General features: G+C 62.3%; 19 protein-coding genes. 6 read left to right on the top strand and 13 right to left on the bottom strand.

Features of this window, described 5'->3' with window-relative positions:
* Positions 1–82: 82 nt before the first annotated feature.
* From JO015_06630 to JO015_06605, 6 genes are all read right to left on the bottom strand, one after another.
* Entirely contained in the window at positions 83–658 is a 576-nt protein-coding gene (locus JO015_06630; protein MBV9998776.1) for a hypothetical protein, read from the bottom strand.
* Positions 659–845: 187 nt separating this feature from the next.
* Positions 846–2,555 (bottom strand): response regulator, encoded by a 1,710-nt coding sequence (locus tag JO015_06625; protein ID MBV9998775.1) that lies wholly within the window; start codon positions 2,553–2,555, stop codon positions 846–848.
* Between the two features lie 226 nt (positions 2,556–2,781).
* Entirely contained in the window at positions 2,782–3,603 is an 822-nt protein-coding gene (locus JO015_06620; GenBank protein MBV9998774.1) for a sugar ABC transporter ATP-binding protein, read from the bottom strand.
* Entirely contained in the window at positions 3,603–4,598 is a 996-nt protein-coding gene (locus tag JO015_06615) for an ABC transporter permease (GenBank protein ID MBV9998773.1), read from the bottom strand. The genes JO015_06620 and JO015_06615 overlap by 1 nt, the downstream gene beginning before the upstream one ends.
* A 122-nt stretch (positions 4,599–4,720) precedes the next feature.
* A complete protein-coding gene (locus JO015_06610; protein ID MBV9998772.1) occupies positions 4,721–5,794 on the bottom strand; it encodes a substrate-binding domain-containing protein in 1,074 nt (357 codons plus the stop codon).
* A gap of 190 nt (positions 5,795–5,984) precedes the next feature.
* Positions 5,985–6,413, bottom strand: coding sequence for a Fic family protein (locus JO015_06605; protein ID MBV9998771.1), 429 nt, complete (start codon positions 6,411–6,413; stop codon positions 5,985–5,987).
* A gap of 282 nt (positions 6,414–6,695) precedes the next feature.
* On the opposite strand from JO015_06605, the gene JO015_06600 reads away from it, so the two are divergent.
* Together JO015_06600 and JO015_06595 are read left to right on the top strand one after the other, a co-directional pair.
* Positions 6,696–6,890 (top strand): hypothetical protein, encoded by a 195-nt coding sequence (locus JO015_06600; protein MBV9998770.1) that lies wholly within the window; start codon positions 6,696–6,698, stop codon positions 6,888–6,890.
* Positions 6,891–7,005: 115 nt separating this feature from the next.
* A complete protein-coding gene (locus tag JO015_06595) occupies positions 7,006–7,956 on the top strand; it encodes a YihY/virulence factor BrkB family protein (GenBank protein MBV9998769.1) in 951 nt (316 codons plus the stop codon).
* A gap of 10 nt (positions 7,957–7,966) precedes the next feature.
* Here the strand turns inward: JO015_06595 and JO015_06590 are convergent, their stop codons facing one another.
* From JO015_06590 to JO015_06580, 3 genes are all read right to left on the bottom strand, one after another.
* Positions 7,967–10,585 carry a hypothetical protein gene (locus JO015_06590; protein MBV9998768.1) on the bottom strand — a complete coding sequence of 873 codons (2,619 nt, stop codon included), beginning with the start codon at positions 10,583–10,585 and terminating at the stop codon, positions 7,967–7,969.
* Positions 10,586–10,834: 249 nt separating this feature from the next.
* Positions 10,835–11,359: a DUF937 domain-containing protein gene (locus tag JO015_06585; protein ID MBV9998767.1), complete on the bottom strand. Its 525-nt coding sequence runs from the start codon at positions 11,357–11,359 to the stop codon at positions 10,835–10,837.
* A 21-nt stretch (positions 11,360–11,380) separates the two neighbouring features.
* Positions 11,381–13,039 carry an alpha-glucosidase gene (locus JO015_06580; GenBank protein ID MBV9998766.1) on the bottom strand — a complete coding sequence of 553 codons (1,659 nt, stop codon included), beginning with the start codon at positions 13,037–13,039 and terminating at the stop codon, positions 11,381–11,383.
* A gap of 150 nt (positions 13,040–13,189) precedes the next feature.
* On the opposite strand from JO015_06580, the gene JO015_06575 reads away from it, so the two are divergent.
* The 3 genes from JO015_06575 to JO015_06565 all read left to right on the top strand — a co-directional run bounded on the left by JO015_06575 (position 13,190) and on the right by JO015_06565 (position 15,890).
* Positions 13,190–14,020, top strand: coding sequence for a hypothetical protein (locus JO015_06575; protein ID MBV9998765.1), 831 nt, complete (start codon positions 13,190–13,192; stop codon positions 14,018–14,020).
* A gap of 213 nt (positions 14,021–14,233) precedes the next feature.
* Positions 14,234–15,352, top strand: coding sequence for an OpgC domain-containing protein (gene opgC / locus JO015_06570; GenBank protein ID MBV9998764.1), 1,119 nt, complete (start codon positions 14,234–14,236; stop codon positions 15,350–15,352).
* Between the two features lie 205 nt (positions 15,353–15,557).
* Positions 15,558–15,890 carry a hypothetical protein gene (locus tag JO015_06565; GenBank protein ID MBV9998763.1) on the top strand — a complete coding sequence of 111 codons (333 nt, stop codon included), beginning with the start codon at positions 15,558–15,560 and terminating at the stop codon, positions 15,888–15,890.
* Positions 15,891–16,178: 288 nt separating this feature from the next.
* Here the strand turns inward: JO015_06565 and JO015_06560 are convergent, their stop codons facing one another.
* The 3 genes from JO015_06560 to JO015_06550 form a co-directional block, all read right to left on the bottom strand.
* The gene (locus JO015_06560) at positions 16,179–18,002 is read right to left on the bottom strand and encodes an ATP-binding cassette domain-containing protein (GenBank protein MBV9998762.1); all 1,824 of its coding nucleotides are present in this window, start codon (positions 18,000–18,002) and stop codon (positions 16,179–16,181) included.
* A gap of 138 nt (positions 18,003–18,140) precedes the next feature.
* Positions 18,141–19,142, bottom strand: coding sequence for a glycosyltransferase family 9 protein (locus JO015_06555; protein MBV9998761.1), 1,002 nt, complete (start codon positions 19,140–19,142; stop codon positions 18,141–18,143).
* Between the two features lie 13 nt (positions 19,143–19,155).
* Positions 19,156–20,322 carry a glycosyltransferase family 4 protein gene (locus tag JO015_06550; protein MBV9998760.1) on the bottom strand — a complete coding sequence of 389 codons (1,167 nt, stop codon included), beginning with the start codon at positions 20,320–20,322 and terminating at the stop codon, positions 19,156–19,158.
* A gap of 503 nt (positions 20,323–20,825) precedes the next feature.
* On the opposite strand from JO015_06550, the gene JO015_06545 reads away from it, so the two are divergent.
* Positions 20,826–21,929, top strand: coding sequence for a glycosyltransferase family 4 protein (locus JO015_06545; protein ID MBV9998759.1), 1,104 nt, complete (start codon positions 20,826–20,828; stop codon positions 21,927–21,929).
* A 64-nt stretch (positions 21,930–21,993) separates the two neighbouring features.
* Here the strand turns inward: JO015_06545 and JO015_06540 are convergent.
* Positions 21,994–22,140 (bottom strand): ribose ABC transporter permease (locus JO015_06540; protein ID MBV9998758.1); only part of this gene is annotated, 147 nt, incomplete at its 5' end.

Below are 22,140 nucleotides of genomic sequence, written 5' to 3'. Positions count from 1 at the left end.
GCACCAGTATGGAAATTCAAAAACAGACGGCCAGGTCAAAACAACGTCCCAAGCCAAATGCGACGCCCGAATCGTTGCTGCTTCAGCTGATCTCCCTATACGCAGTCCGGAACAATTCGTCTTCCCGCACCTTTAGCGCCCGAGCCAAGCGGTGGATGATTGCGCATTTCGTGGCGCTTGGCTGGGTTAAGGCGGGGCGGCATCGAAACCGGCGTGTCAAGGCAGCCTCAACGGGGTCATGCGGGCAGGCTTCTTCGCAACGGATCACTTCCGTAAGCTTGTTCAAGCGTTTCTTGGTCATTTCGTCGATGATAATTGCCGGTTTATTCCCCGAAATGGCGGTGCTTTGGACGTTTATATCCTGGGACGGGTATGCGCTGTATCCAAGGTGGTGAGTTGCCAACTTCCACAAAATGAAGCAGGCCCCGCGCCTTGCCACCTCTACGAGCTTGGCCCGCAGCCGGAGGTTTTGATGTGAACTCCCTTTAGCGTAAGTCTTGCAAAACTCGCTTTCAGGCTTCTGAAGTTGCCAGTAAATGGTGCTCTCATGCCACCCGAAGAAGGCCGCCATCTCCCATGCCGTGGCGTAGATCCGCCTGAGCGCCTCCACCAGCGAAAGGTCAAACTGGAGACGGGGTCTGCGGTCGGTTTGCGCCATACGTTACCAAACACCGGGTCGGTATCACCGGACGGTATGATGCTCTGTATTGCATCGCGTGTTGCCAAGTAATCGTGAGCCTTATCGTCTCGAGCCCCTGCGTTCCATACGGGTTCGATTCCCTTCACCCGCTCCACGCCTGGCGGCAAAGCGGGGGTGACTCACTTTTGGGGCCGGGACCTGTTCCTTATGGACAGACCGTTTCCCGTGCATCCAAAACTTCCCGCACCAGGGTGGCCAGCCGATCAGGAAGGTACGGTTTCTGGAGGAACGCCACCCCCTCGCCGACCCCGCGTTCCTGGCCGGCCATCTGCGGGCTGTAGCCGCTGGTGAGGATGACCGGCAAGGTCGGCGCCTCCGCCCACAGCCGTTCGGCCAGCGCGCGCCCCGTCATGCTCTCGGGCATGACGATGTCGGTCAGCACCAGCCCAACTTCACTTTTGCGTTCGCGCCACACCGCGAGAGCTGCCGGACCCGAATCGGCTTCGAAGACACGGTAACCGAGGCTCTCCAGGATCGTCCGCACCACCTGCCGCACCGGCGCTTCATCTTCGACTACCAGGATGCCTTCACTGCCCCGCGGGAGCACGGGCGCGTGCATGGGTTCGCCGGGTTCGAGGGGGGCCGCTTCCACCCCGAACGACCGCGGAAAGAAGGCGCGGAACGTGGTTCCTTTCTGGATCTGACTTTCGACGGTGATCCAGCCGTGGTGCTGTTTCATGATGCCGTAGACGGTCGCCAAGCCCAGGCCTGTGCCTTCGCCCACCTTTTTGGTGCTGAAGAACGGCTCGAAGAGGCGCGGCATGTGTTCGGGAGCGATTCCCTGGCCCGTGTCGTTGACGCTCAGGCACACAAACGCGCCCGGGCGCGCCTCGGGGTTGACTTGGGCACCAGACTCGTTCAGGTCGACCATTTCCGTCTGGATGCGGAGGCGCCCGCCTCGGGGCATGGCGTCGCGCGCGTTAATGGCCAGGTTGAAGACCACCTGCTCGATCATGCCCGCATCGGCACGGATGAAGGGCTGGGCGGGGGAAAGGCTCACGTCCAACCGGACGTCCTCGCCCAGGAGTCGTTGAAGCATCTTGGTGAGGTCGGCGACCACCTCGTTGAGGTCCAGCTCGGCCATCTGGGTCACCTGCTTGCGGCTGAACGTGAGCAACTGGCGCGTAAGGGCGGCCGCCCGCTCGGCGGCCACGGCGATCTGGTGGGCCGATTCGGCCACCTTTGCGCTCAGATTCCCGGCGCTCAGCTGGGAGGCGGCGTGGAGTTGGATAATGGTCAGCAGGTTATTGAAGTCGTGGGCCACGCCCCCGGCCAACTGGCCGATGGCTTCCAGTTTTTGGGCGTGGCGCAGTTGGGCCTCAAGCCGTTTGCGCTCGGCATGGTCGCGCAAGATGACTTGCACCGCCGCTTTGCCCTCGTGCAGGAAGGGAATGGCGGTGACTTCGACCTCCACCGGCGTGCCATCCAGCTGCAAGAGCGTGTCCTCCTCGGGGGCTACTTCCACGCTCGCCAACACGCGCTGAACCCGCCGCTGCGCACGCACGCGTCCTTCCGGGGACACCAGTTCCAGTGCGCCTTTGCCGAGCAACTCTTCAGGCCGGCGGGCACCGAGGATCTTGCAGGCGGCCGGGTTGGCGAAGACGATGCGGTCCTCGCAGTTGACGAGCACCCCATCGGGCAACCGGTCCACCAACAGCCGAAGGGCTTCCTCGGCTTGTTCTTTAGCCGTTACCTCAGGGGGTCTGATGCCGCAGTCGGTGTCGGCATCATGCAAATGGCCCATGATGCTGTGCAGTAGCCGGGCGATGGTTTCCCGGCTGCCGGATAATGCTTCGCGCTCTTGTTCAAGAAGGGCCCGCAGCCGCTCGGCGTGGGCCCTCAACTCATCAGCCATAAGCGGATCCGTGCAGTAAAGAACCGGGCTGGCCGGAGACGAGCCGGCCGGCGGGGCGAATGGGGCGATGCGTCCCGTGCAGACGCCCCCTGGCGATTTTACAATCCATGTTAATTATCAAGACTATCGATATGATCCCATATAATGGATTTAGCAGTTGTAAAACATTTTCGAGCCGCGCATTTGCTGACGGCGGCGCCGCCTGCCCCGCAGTGGGGCGGGCATCTCACCCGGCGTCGGGTGCCTCGTCAACTGCAGGCTCATCGCCGGGGGCGGCCCCGGTCATGATGGCCACCACCTCGGCCATGGTGTGGCGCCGAGGCGCGGTGAGGGCGGCACGCCGGCCAAGCCGCATGATGTGGATGCGGTCGGCAACCTCAAACACGTGCGGCATGTTATGGCTGATCAGAATTACCGGCAACCCGCGGTTGCGGATGGTGCGGATCAAATTCAGCACTTGTCCCGATTCACGAACCCCCAGGGCGGCGGTCGGCTCGTCCATGATCACCAGCCGGCGGGCAAAGATCGCGGCGCGGGCGACGGCGACGCCCTGCCGCTGGCCGCCGGACAAGTTTTCCACGGCGCTGTCGATGGCGGGCAGGTGGAATTTCAGCTCCGCCATTTCCCGTTCGGCTTCGCGTCGCATGCGCCCCTTGTCCAAAAGGCGGAACATCGAGCCGACGGGTCCGTTGCGGCGCACTTCGCGTCCGAGGAAAAGGTTGGTGGCGATGTCCAGAGCGGGCGCAACCGCGAGGTCCTGAAAAACCGTCTCGATCCCGCGTTTGCGCGCGTCGAGCGGGTTTTGAAACCGGACGGGCTGGCCGTCCAGGAACACCTGGCCCTCGTCCGGGATCACGGCGCCGCAGAGCACTTTGATCATGGTGCTTTTCCCGGCCCCGTTGTCGCCCACCACGGCCAGCACCTCCCCAGCCCTGAGTTCAAGGTGGGCGCCGTTAAGTGCCGTGACGTGGCCGTAACGCTTCACGATCCCGCGCGCCTCGAGGACGATCCCGGGTGTCGTTGGCGATGACGGCGGCGAAGCAGGCATCAGCGCTGCCTCCGTCGTGAAATTTGATCCAGAGCCACGGCCCCGATCACGAGCACGCCCGTAACCAGATCCTGCCAGAGTGGATCAATCCCGGAAAGCGTCAGGCCGTTGCGCAGGACGGACACGATCAGGGTTCCTACCAGCGTGCCCCAGACATTGCCCCTGCCCCCGAACAGGCTCGTCCCGCCGATCACGACCGCGGTGATGCTGTCCAGGTTGGCATTCTGAAGCGCATTAGGGTCGGCGTTGGGGATGCGCCCGAGGGCCAGCCACGCGCCCACGCCGTAAATAAACGCGGCCAGGGTGTAGACCGAGAGCAGCCGGTTTTCGACCGGGATGCCGACGAGGCGCGCCGCCTCGCGGTGATTGCCGATGGCGTAGACGTGCCGGCCCCACGCCGTCTGGGTCAGGAGGTACCAGATGATGACGTAAAGGCCGATCATAAGCATCGTACCGTAAGTGACGGCCGTTCCATGAATGGAAAGGGCATTGCCGGTCCAGCTGAGGAAATCGTCGGTAACCGGGAAGGCGCCTCCTTGGGCGATGAGACGGGTGGCTGCGGTCACGATGCCCAGAAAGCCGAGGGTGACGATGAAAGGAGGCAGGCGCAGCCTGCTGACCAGAAGGCCGATGAGGAACCCGACGAGCACGCAGAGAAAGATGGCGAAGGCCAGGCATGCCATGGCATTGTTCCCGGCGTTTGCGAGGCGTCCCGCCACGATGGTGGCGAAGACGGCGACGGCACCGTTGGCCAGATCGATACCGGCAGTCAGGATGACCAGGGTCTGCCCGATGGCGAGCGTGCCGACGATCACGCTCTGTTGGACGACGAGCGACAGATTACCCGGAGCCAGGAAGGTTCGTGTGGTGAGTCCGAAGTAGGCGGCGAACAACAACAGGACGAGCAGCGGCCCCAAGGTCGGCAGCGTCAAAAGCCGGAGGGCTGCCGGCATGTCTCCCTTGCGGTGAGACAGAGCGATTTCTGGGTTGGACATCGGATGGCGACGGTGACCGCCGTACGGTTGCGCTCGCGAAGGAGGGCCCAAGGGTGGCCGAGGAACCTCGTCAGGGGCCGGGCGGAACCTCGCGTGCCGCCCGGCTGCGCCGGGCTTTGCTTTTACCCCCAGCAGTTTTCCAATCCCCACTTCGTATCCTTTGAGGGCAGCCCTTCAAAAGGTTTATCGGTGATCAACTCGGCACCCGTGTTGATGAATCCACTCGGTTTTTTTCCGGTCTTCACGTAATCGACCACGGCGTCAACGCCGCGGGTGGCCATGATCAAGGGGAACTGCATCACCGTGGCCGCGATCCTGCCATCCTTGACGTACTGTACGCCGAGACGGCCACCGTCGATGGAAGTTAGGACGACGTCTTTGGTTTTGCCTGCCGCCTTGATGGCCGCGTAAGCCCCTTCCGCCGCGGGTTCGTTGACGGTGTAGACCACGTTGATGTCCGGGTGGGCGCTCAACAGGTTTTCCATCGCCGTTTGACCTTCATCCTGGGCGCCGTGCGTGTTCTGCCGGCCGACAACGGCCGGATCACCTTCTTTGATGCCGAAACCCTCCAAAAAGCCGTTGTGCCTGAAGGTGTCGACCGTGCCGCCGGGGGTCCCGTCCAGCATGGCCAGCTTCGGCGTCTTGTCGCCCAATGCTTTCCGGGCATATTTGCCTTGCAGAACCCCGGCCTGGAAATTGTCCGTGGCAAACGTCGCATCCACCGCGTCCGGAGGATCCGTCGCGGTATCCAGGGCAATGACCAAAATGCCTTTATCGCGGGCCTTTTTCACCACTCCAAGCACGCCGGTCGAATTGTTCGGGGTGATCAGAATGCCCTTTGCGCCCGCGCTGATGAGCGCTTCGACCGCCGCAACCTGACCTTCGTTATCCCCGTCGAACTTGCCGGCGCGCGCGATGAGCTTGACGCCCTGTTTCCCCGCTTCGGCGGCAGCTGCCTGCCTCATCTTGACGAAGAACGGGTTCACCTCGGTTTTGGTGACGAGGCCGACGATGATTTCATCAGGGGCCGCCCAGGTGGCGACCACCGGTCCAAACAGCGCGACGAGCGCCAGCGCGGGAATGAGGAGCGGCCGAAGCCGGCGCGCGGCAAAAGCGAACGGCAAGCGGGGCGAATGGTCTGAAGATGACGCCCTCGTGTCAAGGGCGCGACGTTCCAGGGGGAAAAGTTTCGGCATGAACGAATAGTCAGGCCGAGCGCAATCGCATTTGTCAATCCGAATCGGATCGCCTGGGCCTCAGCGGCGGGGCACAAGCGGCCGAGGGCGAAGACGGGTCTCCGGCGTGATAAAGCACCGGGCCAAGACGGGTTGCCTCTCCGGGACAAAGACAATCCCGGCCGGCGCTGGAGCGGCCGCGCTGCTCGCCTCAACCTTCCGGGTTATCTTCGCCCCAGGTACCGCTCGTGCCGTCATAGGCATCGCGCAGGTATTGGGCAAAGCCCCGGCGGGAAAGTTCGTGCTGTCCCAGCCAGTTAACGGCTTCGAACAGGTTCCCTTCCTCAAAATTGTGCTGGTCGCAGCCATTTATCTCCAGGAAAGCCAGGGCACACGCCAGCGCCGTGCGCTTGTTTCCGTCGTGATAGGGAGGGTGATTCGTGATCGAAAACGCGTAAGCTGCAGCCTGTTCCCAGACATCGCCGCCGTCGAGGAGCCACACATCGTAAGGCACACGAGCCGCCATCTGCAGGTTGCCCGGGTTCATGAGGCCGGGCTGGCCGCCGAACTCTTCAACCGCAATGGCGTGCAGCGCATGGATTTGGTCGACGGTAAGATAGAGGAACGGTGACTCGCTCACACGCCTAACTTTTGCATGGTCAACTTATACTTGGCGAAAACTCGCAGTGCCACTTTCCGCACCGCTTCATCCGAGGCGAAGCGGATCTTGTCCTCCCGCTCTGGAGCACTGTCCGGGGGAGGCTTGGGGGGTCTCCTAAAGAGTTGCACACCGGGATTGTTTCCAAAAGGGGCGTCCGGCGCAATCGAAAAGCGGGGTCGAACGATCTCCCGGAATCCTCCGGGACCCCGTCACGGCCGGTTCAGCCTAAAGAAAGCGGCCGCCCCTCCGTTCAAAAGCAGTATGGACGATGTAAACTCGTCGAAGCTCGCCGCCGAGCCGGAAAGGCACGAAGCGACCCTGCTCGCCGGCGGTCAGACCTGGCCGCTGTCTCCCACCCTGCTGGATGCATTGCGCGCGTACGTGCGCGACAACCAAGCTGCAATCGAAGCTGCCTTTCGCAAGGCGTTCGCCAAAGGCAGGCCTTTCGGGCATTGAAGCCGGCGCCGGCTCTCGGGCAGGTTTCTGGTTGTGACGGACGTCCGGCGTTCCGCAAAAATACGATCAAGGGTCTGGAATGCCCCGGATGCCGTAAACAACCATAAAAATGCCCATGCCACAGAATCCACCGAACCACCCCCCCGCACGCGGTCCGGCCAAAATCGCCTACCTTTTCAGACGATCGTTTCAGGAATGGAACGAGGATCAATGCCCCACACTGGGAGCGGCGCTCGCCTACTATACCGTCTTTTCTCTGGCGCCGTTGGTCCTGGTGCTCCTGGCGGTGTTCGGCATGGTCTTTGGAAACAGCGAAGTCGCCCGTCAGAAGATTACCGAGCAGTTGCGCTACCTGGTAGACCCGAGCGCGGTAAAGGTAATCCAGGATATCGCGGCCAACGCCGCCAAGCCTGATGCGAGCGGCACTGCCGCCGTGGTCGGGGTCCTGGTGGCCTTGTTTGGTGCCAGCGGTGTCTTCGGCCAGCTTCAAAATTCCCTGAACACCATCTGGGGCGTGAAACCGAAACCGGGCCGGGGCCTCTGGCATTTCATACGGAGCCGTTTCCTTTCTTTCGGCATGGTTGCCGGTGTAAGTTTCCTGCTGCTGGTCTCCCTGACGTTTGAAAGCATTCTAAATGCCTTCAGCGCCTACCTGAGTGCCCATTATCCCGGAGGCGACGTGCTGGCGCTATGCGTCTTCGTGCTCTTCGACCTGGCTCTGATCGTCTTTCTTTTTGCCATGATCTTCCGTTTTTTGCCGGATGTGGAATTGACGTGGCGGGATGTGCTGATCGGGGCGGGATTGACGGCCCTGCTTTTTTATGTGGGCAAATTCGTGCTCGGCCTTTACCTGGGCAGCGGTGCCGCCGGCTCGGCGTATGGAGCCGCGAGTTCATTGATCACGCTCCTGCTCTGGATCTTTTACTCGGCCCAGATCGTGTTGTTCGGAGCCGAGTTCACGCAGGTTTACGCGAACGCGTACGGATCTCACGTGCGGCCGAGCGCTGACGCCGTCAGGGTTAAGCGCCAGGAAATCGAGATCGACTCGCCCAAAGGCTCCGGTTGATCCAAGTCACTCACTGGGACCGCTCGCCGGGGGGCGAGGGATGCCCTTTGGCCCGCTGTTCCGCAGCGGCCTTTTCCGCAGCCGCCTTTTCCGCCTGGGCTTTCTGGGGCGGCGCCTGGTGAGCGGCCGCAGCAGCCGCTTCTGCCTGCTTCTGAGCCGCGGCCTGCTGGGCCCGCTGTTGTTGCTCGGCTTGGTGCTGCGCCGCCTCCTGCCGTTGGGCTGCCTCGGCTTGCGCGCGCCGCTGCGCTTCCTGTTCCTGCTGATGAGCGGCGGCTTGCGCCTGTTTTTGAGCGGCGGCCTGGGCCGCGGCCTGCTGGGCTCGCTGTTGCTCGGCCTGGTGCTGGGCAGCCTGTTGCCGTTGGGCGGCTTCCTGCTGGGCGCGCTGCTGTTCGGCCTGGTGCTGGGCAGCCGCCGCCTGCTGGGCCCGCTGTTGCTCGGCGGCTTGTTGCCGTTGGGCCGCCTCGGCGGCCTGCGCACGCCGCTGCGCTTCCTGCTGCTGCTGTTGCGCCGCCTGGCGTTGGGCAGCTTCCTGCTGCGCGCGTTGCTGTTCGGCCTGATGCTGGGCAGCTTCCTGCTGGGCTTTCAACTGTTGCTGCTTTTGCGCCTCCAGCTCGCGTTGTTTCGCCGCAGCTTGCTCCTGTTCAACTTGCGGGTGGGCAGGTTGCTGTTCGGCCTGTTGCCGGGTCGCCTCCGGCCGGGATTGCGGTTGCTGAACCTGCCGGGTATCAACCTGCGGCGGGGTTGCCGGCGGGGCGACCGGCGGTTGTCCGGCTTTGGGCTGCTCGGGTTTTTGAACCGCAGCGGGCGATTGTGCGGCTTGAGGTCCCGGTTCGACCTGGTGTTGAGCGCCGGCCGGTGATGGCGCGTTCGGCTGCCGGACGCGCTGCTGCTCGGCCTGGCGCTGGCCGGCAGCCGGTTGCGCAGGCTGCTGCCCGGCTTGCGCGTGCCGCTGCGTTTCCGGTTGCGCCTGCGGCTGCTGTGGTGATTGTGCGGCCTGGGGCTGGGGTTGCGCGGGCTGCTGCCCGGCCTGGCGCTGCGAGGCTTCCGGCTGAGCGTTCAACGGCTGCTGCTTTTGCGCCGGCCCCGGCGCGGTCTGCGGCTGCTGGGCTTGCCGGGCGCCGGCCGGGGGTGGTTGCGCTCCCGGTGGCAGCTGAGGCTGCCGTTGGGTGCCGGGCTGCGGCGGGGATGCCTGCTGGTGCGGCGGCCCGGCCTGCGGCGGCTGGTTATGCTGCTCGAGCGCCTGCTTCTGCTGCTCAAGCCGGGCGCGCTCCGCTTCCAGCTTCGTCCGTTGCGCCGAAAGGTCATTGGCGCCGGGCGATGCCTGAGGAGCGGCAGGTGTCCCCGCCGACGGCTGGCGCGCCACGATCACCGCTTTGGGCGGCGGCGCCGGTTGTGGAGGCAAGGTTTTTGGGACCTGGGGTTCGCTGCGGGCCAAGGCCTGACGGATCTGCCGGGCATGATCCGGGTCAACGTTTTGCCAACCCCGTTCGACTTGAGCACTCTGAATCGTCTGGGTCGCCCGGGGCGGGACGGTGGCCCGAGGCTGCAACCGGGCAGGCGGCGCGACGACTTGCAGGCGGTTGCCGGTAATAACCGTCTGGAACGGAGCCCGCGGTTGGGCAGGCGTTACGTAGTCGATCTGGCATTTGGGAATGGGCTGGTTGACCCGCTGCACCAACTGTTCGTACCGAGGTCCCGCAACATTGACGGTCTGGTTGTTGTAGTAGATGTCGGTGATGTTTCTGGTGCGCTCGATAATCGAAACGTTTTGCTGCACGGGCAGCACCGATTGCCGGTAGGAAGGCCGCACCAGGTCAGCGATCTTGAGGAAGACGTACGCTGCCGGGCCGATATCGTAATACTGATCAACCCACCCCTGGACCCGCGTTCGGGGCTGCGGCTCGCACTCGGGCGGGAGGGGCGCCCAACCGACGTAACCTTCATCCTCTGACTCCCGCCAGGAAACCCAGGCGGGCGCCCATCGATCACCCGGCACCCAGATCCAGCCGCGCTCCCGCAGTCGGGCCCAACGGCCATAATGGTAACATGCCCAACCAAAACTTTCGTTGGAAACCCAGGTCCAGCCACGGTCGGTGTAGACCCAGCGGCCATCGGTATAAGGCCGCCAGCCTGGATCTTCGGCCGCCACCTCGGGCTGCCACACGTACCCATAAGTGGCGTCGTCAAACCATTGGCCGCCTTCCCGTAGATCTTCGTAGAAGACGTCGTAGGATGCGCCGGACGGGGGCGGACCATCATAGCCGGCGTCATCGTCATCGGCCGCTGCCGGACGCTCCTCGTCACCGTCGCTCTCGGAACGATCTGCATGCCGGGGATGCCGCGTTTCGTCGGATGAGGCGGCAAGCAGGACCGGCGCTTTTGATCGTGAATCGGGCCCAAAGCCCGCTTTTTTCGCCTCCAGGTCCTTACGCTCAGCCGCCAAAGCCGCACGCTCGGCGTCCAATTTATCCCGTTCGGCTTGCAGCTGCAGTTGCTGTTCGCGTTTTTCAACGTCACGGATTTTGTCGTTAAGGGCCTGGATCTGGGCGGAGGTGTCCGCCGGTTGATTGCAGCCCACGACGGCCAATGAGGCCGTGAACCAAAGGAAGGGAATCAGTCGGTGGAACATACGAGAGGGTGGGGCTTGGACTGCCGGAGGCGATCAAATATTCAGTTAAAGCGGGTTACGGAATTTCCCGTGCACATCAAGTTTCTTGTATCACCGGAATATAAGGGCGCGGCGCGGTTGTTTTGATCCTGCCACGCTTGCGGGCTTACACGAACGCTTTGCGGCAACCGTACCCGGAATCGTGTCCGAGCACCCGGCGGCGCGGCGCGGTTCCGGCCGTTCAGCGCTCGTCCGCGCCCATGGTTGTGCTCATCGTGGCCGGCTCAGGAACTGGGAGGCGAGTTGAAACGCTTCGGACAGGAGTGCACCCCCTCCCTGGCCGGCATTTAAAAACTGGCCCAGCACCGGGTTCGGAGCCTGCGGGTCTTGCACATGGTTGCCGGTGGCGAGCAGCCGCATGACAACCGGAAGCAACATGGGAAGCATGCCGAGCAGGGTCGATTCACTGAGCCCGGTTCGCCGCGTCAACTCGGCCACGATCTGGTTGAACCGATCGGCCCCGAAAAAATCCTGAAGATCAGGAACGGTTGCACCGCCCTGGGCAAGATCCGTGACGCTCTGCTGGACGGCCGCGGTGCCCTGGGATTGTTGCTGTTCGTTGAGGGCATCCTTCACATGTCCGCCCAGCACGTTCAGAATCGGTTGCAGCTGCTGTTCGGCGCCCTGCAGTCCGGGCAGGAGGTTCGCGATTCCCGCCCAGCGTTGGAGGTCGCCCGAGTTGCCCGCGTGGTTCGGATCAGCCACGGCGGCGAGGATAGATTGAAAGAAGCTCATAGGTGAAAGCGGATGTATAACTTATCTGCGCCGGTGAGTTTCCTGCCCGGCCTTTTCCTCCAGCAACACGAACCCATGAGGTCCGAGTGAAACCTCACCGGGCTGCCTGGCAGCGTGAACGCCAAACTCGCTGAGCGGCGCGTCGCCGGACCACTCGCAGCTCCCTTGCTGGTCGGAAAAGTTAAACGCGCACCATACCGGCGCGTGGCCGTCAGCCGTGCGCCGGAACACCAGCAGCGGACCGTCCGCCGTCTGGAACTGCAAGTCTCCGATGATGAGGGCAGGCCGTTCCCGGCGCCAGGCCAGCAATGCCTTGACGTGGTTCAGCACCGAGCCCGAATCCCCGGCCTGAGCCGCGACGGACAGGCGCCGATGTTCATCCGGCACCGGCAGCCAGGGTTCAACCTGGGAAAAGCCGGCGCCCGGACCTTCGCCCGTCCACGGCATCGGCGTACGGCAACCGTCGCGGCCCCGGTAGTCCGGCCAGAAGGCGATTCCGTAAGGATCACGCAGCCGTTCAAACGGCACTTCCGCTTCGGGGAGGCCGAGTTCCTCGCCCTGGTAGACGAAGGGCGTACCGCGCATGCTCACCAGCAAAGCGGTCAGCATTTTGGCCAGACCGGGCTGGTCGCTCGACCGCGGCCAACGCGAAACGAGGCGCATGCTGTCGTGGTTCGAAAATGCCCAGGACGGCCACCCTTCCGGAGCCGTCGCCGCAAACTCGCCGAGCACCGTGCGCGCCGCGCCGGCATCGAACGCTTTGCCCAGAAAACTGAAATTGTAAGCCGTATGCAAGACGCCGGCCTGGACGTATTCGGCCGTGCGCACGACAGGCTCGTCGTCGGCAACCTCGGCTACAGCCATCGCGCCCGGGTAACGATCGAGCAACTGCCGGATCCGGCGCAGGAAGGCGAGGTTTTCAGGTTGCGACTTATCGTAGAGGTGACGCTGCCAGTAGTACGGGTTGTCGTCGCGCCCTTCCCCCGCGTACGGCCGTTCTTTGGGCCATGGCGGGTTGTCACGCAGCAGGGCGTCGTGCATGTAAAAATTGGCGGCGTCCAGGCGAAGCCCGGTGACGCCGCGATCCAGCCAGAATCGCGCAACGTCCAAAAGGGCATCCTGCACGGCAGGTTGATGCAGGTTCAGGTCCGGCTGCTCTTTAAGGAAGTTGTGGAGGTAATATTGGCGGCGCCTCGGCTCCCACTGCCATGCGGGCCCACCGAACACGGACACCCAGTTGTTCGGCGGCGTTCCATCGGGTTTGGGATCTGCCCAGACGTACCAGCCGGTCTTGGAGTTCCGCCAGTCTTTCCGGCTCTCACGGAACCACGGGTGCCGCTCGGAGGTGTGGCTGAGCACGAGGTCAATGACGACCTTCAGCCCGAGCCGGCCGGCCTCGGCTGCCAGCGCGTCAAAATCGGCAAGGGTCCCGAATTGAGGATCAACCTCGGTGTAATCCTCGACGTCGTAACCGAAGTCAGCCATGGGGGACTTGAAGAACGGCGTGAGCCATACCGCGTCGACCCCCAGGTCCCGCACGTAAGCAAGCCTGGCGGTGATCCCGCGCAGGTCCCCGATTCCGTCACCGTTGGAATCGGCAAAGCTGCGAACGTAAATTTCGTAGATCACTGCGCCCCGCCACCATTCAGGGGGTACGCTGGCCGGCACGGCATTTGGCATAGGGAAGTTGCTTGGGTATCGGGATTCGAGGCTTGCATAAAGCAAGCCGGCACAAATAACAACGCTTTACGCGAGGCGCTTGCGAATGCGAAATAGGGACTTGCGCCGCGTTTTCGAATGCGTATTGTAAGAAGTTTACACTGACCCAAAATGAAGGTTAAGGCTCGAGGTGAGAGTTGGTTCCTACGGACCGTGACGGCGCTTTTGCTGTGTGCGGGATCGTTTACCCCGGTACCCGCCCAGGTCGTACCGGGCGGCCCGGCGCCGGCCGCTTCGCTTTCACCGCTTGGCCTTAATCCCTTCGAACAGGAGGTAACGGCGCTTGAAGGCCGGCGAATCGACATCACGCAACGGCCGATCGTTTTTTACGGCAGTTCGTCCATTCGCCTCTGGACCAGCCTGACTCAGGATTTCGCGGGTTACCCGGTCGTTAATTGCGGTTTTGGCGGTTCGCATTTAAGCGATTGCGTACGGTACGTCTCCCGGCTGGTGTTGCGCCTGAAGCCTGTCGCCGTGGTGCTTTACGCCGGGGACAACGATCTGGCCGAGGGGACCTCGCCGGAAAAGGCGTTTGCGTCGTTTCGAGACCTTTATCGTGCGTTGCGCGGCTATTCGGAACAGATGCCGATCGGCTATATCTCGGTTAAGCCTTGTCCGGCCCGGATCCGTAATCTCAACAATATCCTGCGCTTTAATGATATGGTGAAGACGTTCCTGCAGAATGAGCCGGCGACCAGGTACATCGACATTTGCACCGCCATGCTCGGATCGGACCGGAAGCCGAATCCTGCCCTTTTCGTGCAAGATCAGATTCATCTCAGCGGAGCCGGCTACCAGATTTTGCGCCGCGACGTCTCCGCGTTTCTGGCGAGTGAGGTGCGTCCTGCGACGCCGTCGGCTTCGACGGCAACGGCGGCAAAAGCGCAGCCTTCACCTGCGACGTCTGTAAAGGCGCAGCCGCCTGCGCATACTTCGAGCTAGGCCGAGCGCGCCGGGGGATGGTTCGGTCCAATCCGGGCAGGATGGCCGGCGTTTTCTCAGGTCCGAATCCTTGCAGAATGACAGGCGTATACTTGAATTGAGCACGATCAGGCAGCCACGGCTGTGTCATTGAATGGCCGCCAAGCCCTCTGTATCCGGGAAAACTGAAGGTATCTCCAGAATTGGCACGGGATCTGCCGTTTGAAATGCGTTATGAAGCGATTGGTTGAACTCGATATCCTCCGCGGCTTCTTGCTGCTGTTGATGATCAGCAATCATTCTCCGTCGCCTTTGCGCCGGTTCACTGATCAGCCGGTCGGCTTCTTTTCGACGGCAGAGGATTTCGTGTTTGTCTCTGCCTTTCTCGCCGGAATGCTCTTTCAGAAGCGAACCGAGCGACAAGGCTTTGAGGCCGCCAAAATGGCCACGATGGGACGGGCCCTGCGGATTTACCAGGCGCACCTGGTTACGCTTGTGTTCACTTTCGGGATCGGAAGCCTGTTTTTATTGCAACTCCCGGGTTTGCGGGATCTCCTGAGCCCGTATTGGAAGAATCCGGCGGCTGCGGCGCTGGCGTCGCTCGGCCTGGCTTTTCAGCCGCCGTTGATGGACATCCTGCCCATGTACGTCGTTTTCTCGCTGCTTACGCCCGCGGCTTTCTGGGCGGCAAAACGCTGGGGGTGGCGCAACGTATTCATCGCGAGCGCGGCGCTTTGGGTTCTGTCCCAGTTTAATCTGCGGGACGCCCTCTTGGGGCCGGTAAAGAGCCTGTCGTTCATCGACCCCGGCCCGTTTGACCTGTTTTCGTGGCAGTTCCTGTGGGTGGGCGGCCTGCTTTTCGGAAAATGCCTGCAGGCCAGGCAGCCGATCAGGCTGCCGGCGGCCGGCGAGGCGGTCTTCCTGGTCCTGGCGATCGTTTTCCTGATCTGGCGGTGGTACTGCAATTACCTGGAACTGGACCCGAGTAAGACCTGGTGGTTTCTGAATAAATGGCACCTGGGACCATTGAGGATACTGAACTTTTTCGTGGTGACCTGGCTCGGGGCAAAGATTCTGCCTTACCTGGCACGATGCCAGGAACTGTTGAGCCCGCTCTGCTGGGTGGGCCAGAACATGCTGCCGGTGTTTGCCTTTCAGATTTGTTTGTCGCTCGTGCTCGTAGGCTGGGTGACTCCGGCCAATAATCCAGGGGGTCTGGCCTCGACTGCACTGGTCCTGCTGCAGACTCTGCTCGCCTTGCTGTTCGCCTGGTTTCTGGACTGGCGGCGCACGCGCCAGAAGTCGATGGACTCCCGGCAGAATTCCCAGGAACGCGCGCTGGCTCTGACGTAGTAGCGTTTTCGCAGCCGACTCCGGTGTGGTGCCGCCGCAGCCCCCGGCCGGCGACCGCACGGGTGCGTAAAACCTAACCCGGCGCGGTTTGTCCCGAGAAGGCTTCCACCCTACGATGGAGCCGGGATCGGGCCTCAGGCTTATAATGGAGATTTTCCTCGCCAAGGGCGGGTTGAGTTCCTATCTTGCCCGGTCGCGATCTACTATGTCTTGGAAACGTGCGCAGTTTCATGCGGAATCGATGCTCGCCAACCTGGGAGCAGGACCGAAGGTGAAAGGCCGCAAGGACCTCCGGGGCAGGAAACTACTGCTGGTAGACGACGAGGCTAACCCTTACCGCACGATGTGCTTTACGATCGCGGCAAAAATCGTCAAAAAACGCGGCGGCGACATCGAGATTCGAGCCCCCAAAGCGGGGGAGATACCGCATGCGGAAATCCTCGGAGGACCTCCGGAGAAGCCGGAACCGCGAAAACCGGAAGGCCGAAAGTCGGAAGCCCGTACGCGTACGAGCACGCCGGGAACAAAGCGTCGCTAACCCGTCACACGGCGATCGCAGCGGAAGAAAGCGGGCACGACGTAAGAGTTCACACGGCGACCACAGCGGGGAGAAGAATGCCGCAGATGAGGTCTGCTGGTTAGGCATGCCAGGAACTTGCGCCGTCTTTGCCCCGGGGCCGAATCCGGGGTCGAGCGTCAGGGGCCGGGTGATTTTGTCTTCTCGCTGTGGTCGCCGTGGTCCGCCGTGTTCGCCGTGTGAACTCTTACGTCGTGCCCGCTTTCTCCCGCTGCGATCGCCGTGTGACCGTGTGACCGAAGTTGGCCTTCAGGCCACGACGCCGGCGAGTTCTTCTGTCTGCACATTGAATTGCAATTCGTACAGCCGCCGATAAAGCATCGAACCGTGCACCAGTTCGGAATGGGTACCGATCTCCCGCACCTGCCCCTGATGCATGACGACGATCTGGTCGGCCTTAAGAACCGTCGAGAGCCGGTGGGCGATGGCAATGACCGTACGGCCTTCCGCCAGGCGCTCGAAGGCAGCCTGGATCTCCCGTTCCGCCTCCGAATCAAGGGCCGACATGGCTTCGTCCAGGAGCAGAATCGGCGCATTCTTCAGGAGGGCCCGGGCGATGGACAATCGCTGCTGCTGGCCGCCCGATAACAGGCATCCTTTGTCGCCGATCACCGTTTGGTAGCCATTCGGCTGCGCCAGGATAAACTCGTGCGCATACGCTTGTTTCGCGGCCCCGATGACCTCCGCTTCAGTCGCATCCAGACGACCGTACCGGATGTTGTTCAGGATGGTGTCGTGAAACAGAAACGTGTCCTGGGTGACGATCCCGATCTGATCTCGCAGTGAGCGCTGCTGGACCGTCCGCAGATCCCGGCCATCAATCAGGACGGCGCCTTCATCCGGGTCATAAAACCGCAGCAACAATGACAGGATTGTGCTCTTCCCCGCCCCGCTGGACCCGACCAGGGCATAGTACTTGCCGGGTTCGATATGCAGGTTCAACTGCTGAACCGCGGGCGGTAACTCGGGCCGGTAACGGAAAGTCACGTTCTCGATCCGGATATCGCCCGCGCTGCGCCCGAGTGCGACGGCGGCGGGAAGATCCTGGATCGACGGTTCCCGGTGCATGATTTCGAAGATGTTGCTCGTGGCCGTAAAGCATTTCTGCATCGTGAGATGGATGCGGCTCAGCTTCTTGACCGGGTCATAAAGCATGAAAATGCCGGCCAGCAACGCCAGGAATTTGGCGGCGGAAAGGTGAGTCGTCCAAACGTAAAACAAGGCGAGGCCGACCCCTGCGGCCGCAACCGCCTCCACCATCGGTCCGACCACCTCGATCGCTTTGCGTACCTTCATGCTGTGCCGGAACTGTTGCTGGGTAATCTGGCGGAAATTTGCATTCTCGCGTTCCTCGCGTGCGAACGCTTTGATGACGCGGATGCCGGCAAAGGTTTCCTGCAGGACCGTCATCATGGAACTGGCGTTGGCCTCTTCCTTCTTACCCTGGCTGCGCACTTTCTTGCCGTAAACGATGATCGGCACCATGCAGAGCGGAAAAAGGACGAGGCTCATCAACGTGAACTTCCAGTCGAGGTGAATCAACGCGTACAGTGCGCAAATGATGGTCAGCGGCTGTTTGATCACGTCGCTGCTGATGCTGGTGAGCGCATTCTGCGCGACCATGGTATCGTTGGCCACCCGGGAAATCAGCAGGCCGGCACGCTCACGGTTAAAAAAATCGAGCGAGTGACGCAGGAGATGCTCGAACAGCCTGCAGCGCAGGTCGGCCAGGACGCGCAGACTTACCCAGGCCATGTAGTAGGCGTTCAAGTAGTCGCAAAGGCTCCGGAGCAGAAAGATGAACGGGATGGCCGCACACACGATAACCACGCCGCTGATATCCGGTCCACCCGCCCCGGAGAAGTCTGCAAGGCGGCTGCCCTGGGGAAAGAGCCGGGCATTTACGTACCGCATCACCAGAGGTAGAAGCCCGCTGGCCATGCCGTACAGGGCGCCGAAGAGCAGAGCCAGAACAAATCTCCACCAGTAAGGCTTGAGGTACGGAAACAGGTCACGATACGGGCCGATGGCGATTTGCCACGTCTGTCGAATCGAAAATTTAGGTTTGGCCATGTCGCACGAATCCTGCCCCTGCGGAAAATGCCGGATTTTCCGGCCCGCGGGCTTTTACGGACGCGTTATACGGACTGCGGATCGAGATGGCGGTTCATGCCCATTGTGGAAACCATCATCCGCAGTCCGTGTTCATCGTCATCCGCAAAGGTCCCCCATAGCACGAATCACCGTGTCGGTCGACAGTGCGGTCATCGGCTGCCCCGGCTCGGTGGGAGAAAGCGGTTCGTAATCGGGTCCGAAACCGGCGCGGACCACGCGTCCGCCGGGGTGGCGTGGGCGCCAGTGGAACGGATTTGTCGGCCCGAACAACACCAGTTCGGGTCGCTTGAACACGGCGGCAAGGTGAGCGCCGACCGAATCGACGCCCAGAAAGAACGTTGCCTGCCGGATCAGGGCGCAGGTGAGCAGCAGATCCGTCTTCCCGGCCAGCACAATGCAGGGCGCCCGGCTTGCGATCGCCGAACGTATGGTTTCGGCGTGCTTTAACTCTGCCGATTCCCGCCCGCCGGTGAGCAGGCAGGGCAACCCGGAGCGCCGGTGCGCCTCAGCGATGACGGTGGCCCAGGATTCCGCGGGCCAGAGTTTCTCGGCGCGAGCCGTACCGGCTTGAACCACGAAATAGGCGTTTCTGATGCCCAGGTCCTGAAGGAGGCTCCGTGCGCCCGCCAGGACGTTCGCCGGGAGGCGCAACGCCGGTTCAGCCGGGATCGCCTTCGGCTCGAGACGGCGGACCAGGTTAAGGTAAAGATCCACGGTGTGCAGGTCTCTGACGGAGGAATAGGCCGGCGCGTTGTAGATCCAATTCCGTAAACGCCGTTGCTCAGGCCGCCGGAGGCCGGCGCGCCGCGAGGCCTTGGAGAGCAGCACCATCAGGGCCGCACGGTCGTTGCCCGTAAAATCCACGCAGCCGTCGAATCTCGTGCCCGACAGCCTGACCCACAGCGGCAGAGATCGGTTGCGCCGGTAAACCCAGAATTCATCCACCCCCTCGATGGCGGGCGCAAGCTCGGCGGAGTACTGGTCGATGATCAGGGTTATCCGGCTGCCGGGATACACCTGGCGCAGGCTGCCCAGGGCGGCGGTGTTCAGGACCAGGTCCCCCAGCCGTTTCAATTGGATCGTCAGGATGCGCTTCATCCTTCGTGCACGCTCAGAACCCGCGATGCCTCTGCATTACTGTCCGGTAAGCTTCCAGAATCCGCCGGCGGAAATGGTCCCAGGTGAATTCGGAAACGACGCGCTCGCGCCCGGCACAGCCCATGGCTTCCCGCATCGCCGGGTTGCGGTAAAGGGTTTCAATGGCGGTAGCAAGCGCTTCCACGTTATTGGGCGGGACAATGATTCCGTTAACGCCGTTTACCACAATATCACCCGCCTCACGCGTCGTCACCTGCGCCAGACCGCAGGCAGCAGCTTCATACGTCGATTTCGCACTCCCCTCGCACTCCGATGGAAAGACGTGGACCGAGCACTGGGGATAAATTTTTTCCACCTCCCGGGTAAACCCGATCACCTGCACGCCGGACGGCAACGATTCCAGCAACGGCCTGATCTCGGCATGAACGTGGCCCACCAGCCAGAGCTCAGCGTCCGGCAATTGGAGCCGCTTCCAGGCTTCCAGCAGGGTGTGAACACCTTTTCGCCGGATCAGCGCCCCGACGAACACGGCCCGGAACAGCGGCGGCGGTGAACCCGGCCGGAACCGGCCAGTGTCCACCCCGCGCGACATGCGGAACAATTTCGTATCGGCAATGCCGGCGGCGTGAAAGGTTTCAGCCGCCCGTTCGGAAAGCACCAGGATGAGATCGGCCAGATCATATTCCTCAAGCGATTGTTGCCGGCTGATCAGTAACCGGTAAAGCCAGCGCCGCGGAATCGGGGCCCGTTCCATCTCCAGTTCGCGCTCCGTTTTCAGAGGCACTTGGTTGCCTTTATGCCGGTGCCACGTCGGGATTTCCAGCACCGACGGGATCCCGAGTTGCCTGGCGGTACGCAACGTGTGCAGCGCCTCGCCCGACCATCCATGGAAAAGGTCAAACCGCCCCGTCTGTAGAAACCGGCTCGCAACACGGTCGAGCGCTTTCTTTTTCGCGCCATAATAATAACGGCTTTCCAGGTTGGAAAGCAGCCGGACGGGGTGCCAGGCGAGCGACCGCACGGGTACACGGCGCAGATTCTCGGCACGGTTGCCGTACGCCAAGGCAAGCCCCAGACGATCCCGGATACCCAACAGGGTTTCATGAGCAACGGCATCAAGCCCATAGCCCCCGATGCGGGCCGAGGTTGCGTACAGAATGCTGCGGGGTAACGGGTCCATTGACACGGGAAAGAATGCCACAAGTGCCACAAGCCGAAAAATGCCGCAAATGGAAGAGAGTGGCGGGTAACGGGTAACGGGTAACGGGTAACGGGTAACGAGTAACGGGTGTCGGTCACACGGCGGGCACGGCGGGCACGGCGGGAAGAGGGGAAAAGCGTTCGGAGTTCGGGGCTCGGAGTTCGGAGCGGCCTTATGGGGGCCGGTTGCCGGTGTCAAGCTCCGGTTTCGTGGATTTTTTCTGCGTTCTTCTGCGTGTTCTGCGGATGATTCCTGTCTTCCCGCCGAGTGGGCCTGACCCTCCGGGGAGATCGGACCTGATTTTACGGCGCCTCCGAACTCCGAATTCTTTCCCCTTCTTTCCGCCGTGTTCGCCGTGTCTCGCCGTGTTCGCCGTGTGAACTCTTACGTTGTGCCCGCCCTCCTCGCTGTGCCCGCCGTGTGACGATGCGGCTGGATTCGGATCCGGCCTTGGGTTACAAACAACCTTTCCGATAAGTTCCATGAAAATTGGTCTCGTTCGCAGGGGGTTTTCCCGGACCGGTGGCGCCGAAGCGTACCTGAAACGGCTCGGGCGCGCCTTGGCGGATGCCGGCCATGAGGTTACGCTTTACGGCACGGCGGACTGGCCCCCGGCCGAGTGGCCGTACGGAAAAGTTGTGCCGGTCCCGGGCGATACGCCTGCGAGTTTCGCCCAAAACCTCCAGGCCATTCAGCCTGGTGTGGATGTCCTTTTCAGCTTGGAACGGATCCTTCGCTGCGATTGCTACCGGGCCGGGGACGGCGTACACGCGCGCTGGCTTGAGCGGCGGCGTGCTCACGAACCGGGCTGGCGGGACCGGTTGCGGTTCACCAATCGCAAGCACCAGGAAATACAGCAGTTGGAGGAGAGCCTGCTTCGCCAAAGAAAAGCGCGCGAAGTCATCACCAACTCCGACCTGGTAAAACGGGAAATCATGGCCGCCTTCAATTATCCGGCCGAGCAGATTTCGGTGATCCGTAACGGCCTGCCTGAGGCTCAGTTCCGAAAAAGGCCGGGAACCCGGCAGGAATGGCGCAACCGGTGGGAGCTCCACGGAAACGAGATCGCCGTGTTGTTCGCCGGCTCAGGATGGTTCCGCAAAGGCCTGCATTACGCGCTGGAGGCCATGGCCGCCATCAAAGATCCGCGGGTACGGCTGCTGGTTGCAGGTGAAGGCAGAAAACCGTGGCCGGTGCCGTCCAATGTGCGGTTTCTTGGGGCCGTAACGGACATGGGGTCGCTTTACGGCGCGGCAGACATGTTCGTGCTGCCGACGATTTACGATCCGTTCTCGAATGCCTGCCTGGAAGCCGCATCGTTCGGGTTACCCGTGATCACGACCGCTGCCAACGGCTTTGCAGAAATCATGCGACCGGGAACTCATGGCGACGTGATTGCGGACGCCAAAAACGTGCCGGCGCTCCGGGCCGCCATCGAGAAATGGCTGGATCCGCGTCTGCGGGAGGGCGTCCGGGAAGCATGCATTGAACTGGCGCGCCGCCATTCGATGCGTGACAACCTCCAGCAAACGTTATCGGTGCTGCAGAGGCTGGCCGGCAGCGCGCCGTCTCCCGCCCGGGGATAAGCCGGCCGGTGCCCGTAACGTATGGTGAAGGTCGCCGCTTCCGCGGTTAAAGAATTTTTGCGGGCTACGTGGGCTGGCCGCGGGTGCGCAATTTGTCGAGCATCACCGCCAGGATGATCACCGCCCCTTTGATCACCAACTGCCAGTAGAACGACACGTTCATCAACGTCAGCCCGTTGTTGAGCACCGCGATGATCAACGCCCCCACCAA

It is taken from the genome of Verrucomicrobiota bacterium (genome assembly GCA_019247695.1).
GTDB lineage: Bacteria > Verrucomicrobiota > Verrucomicrobiia > Chthoniobacterales > JAFAMB01 > JAFBAP01.
The sequence above is the reverse complement of the archived record's forward strand: the minus strand, read 5'-3'. Positions and strand labels throughout refer to the sequence as shown.

What these genes read in the sequence shown, in the direction of transcription:
- JO015_06630 (MBV9998776.1), bottom strand. Translation starts at nt 658, where the DNA reads ATGGCGCAAACCGACCGCAGACCCCGTCTCCAGTTTGACCTTTCGCTG.
- JO015_06625 (MBV9998775.1), bottom strand. Translation starts at nt 2,555, where the DNA reads ATGGCTGATGAGTTGAGGGCCCACGCCGAGCGGCTGCGGGCCCTTCTT.
- JO015_06620 (MBV9998774.1), bottom strand. Translation starts at nt 3,603, where the DNA reads ATGCCTGCTTCGCCGCCGTCATCGCCAACGACACCCGGGATCGTCCTC.
- JO015_06615 (MBV9998773.1), bottom strand. Translation starts at nt 4,598, where the DNA reads ATGTCCAACCCAGAAATCGCTCTGTCTCACCGCAAGGGAGACATGCCG.
- JO015_06610 (MBV9998772.1), bottom strand. Translation starts at nt 5,794, where the DNA reads ATGCCGAAACTTTTCCCCCTGGAACGTCGCGCCCTTGACACGAGGGCG.
- JO015_06600 (MBV9998770.1), top strand. Translation starts at nt 6,696, where the DNA reads ATGGACGATGTAAACTCGTCGAAGCTCGCCGCCGAGCCGGAAAGGCAC.
- JO015_06595 (MBV9998769.1), top strand. Translation starts at nt 7,006, where the DNA reads ATGCCACAGAATCCACCGAACCACCCCCCCGCACGCGGTCCGGCCAAA.
- JO015_06590 (MBV9998768.1), bottom strand. Translation starts at nt 10,585, where the DNA reads ATGTTCCACCGACTGATTCCCTTCCTTTGGTTCACGGCCTCATTGGCC.
- JO015_06585 (MBV9998767.1), bottom strand. Translation starts at nt 11,359, where the DNA reads ATGAGCTTCTTTCAATCTATCCTCGCCGCCGTGGCTGATCCGAACCAC.
- JO015_06580 (MBV9998766.1), bottom strand. Translation starts at nt 13,039, where the DNA reads ATGCCAAATGCCGTGCCGGCCAGCGTACCCCCTGAATGGTGGCGGGGC.
- JO015_06575 (MBV9998765.1), top strand. Translation starts at nt 13,190, where the DNA reads ATGAAGGTTAAGGCTCGAGGTGAGAGTTGGTTCCTACGGACCGTGACG.
- opgC (MBV9998764.1), top strand. Translation starts at nt 14,234, where the DNA reads ATGAAGCGATTGGTTGAACTCGATATCCTCCGCGGCTTCTTGCTGCTG.
- JO015_06565 (MBV9998763.1), top strand. Translation starts at nt 15,558, where the DNA reads ATGTCTTGGAAACGTGCGCAGTTTCATGCGGAATCGATGCTCGCCAAC.
- JO015_06560 (MBV9998762.1), bottom strand. Translation starts at nt 18,002, where the DNA reads ATGGCCAAACCTAAATTTTCGATTCGACAGACGTGGCAAATCGCCATC.
- JO015_06555 (MBV9998761.1), bottom strand. Translation starts at nt 19,142, where the DNA reads ATGAAGCGCATCCTGACGATCCAATTGAAACGGCTGGGGGACCTGGTC.
- JO015_06550 (MBV9998760.1), bottom strand. Translation starts at nt 20,322, where the DNA reads ATGGACCCGTTACCCCGCAGCATTCTGTACGCAACCTCGGCCCGCATC.
- JO015_06545 (MBV9998759.1), top strand. Translation starts at nt 20,826, where the DNA reads ATGAAAATTGGTCTCGTTCGCAGGGGGTTTTCCCGGACCGGTGGCGCC.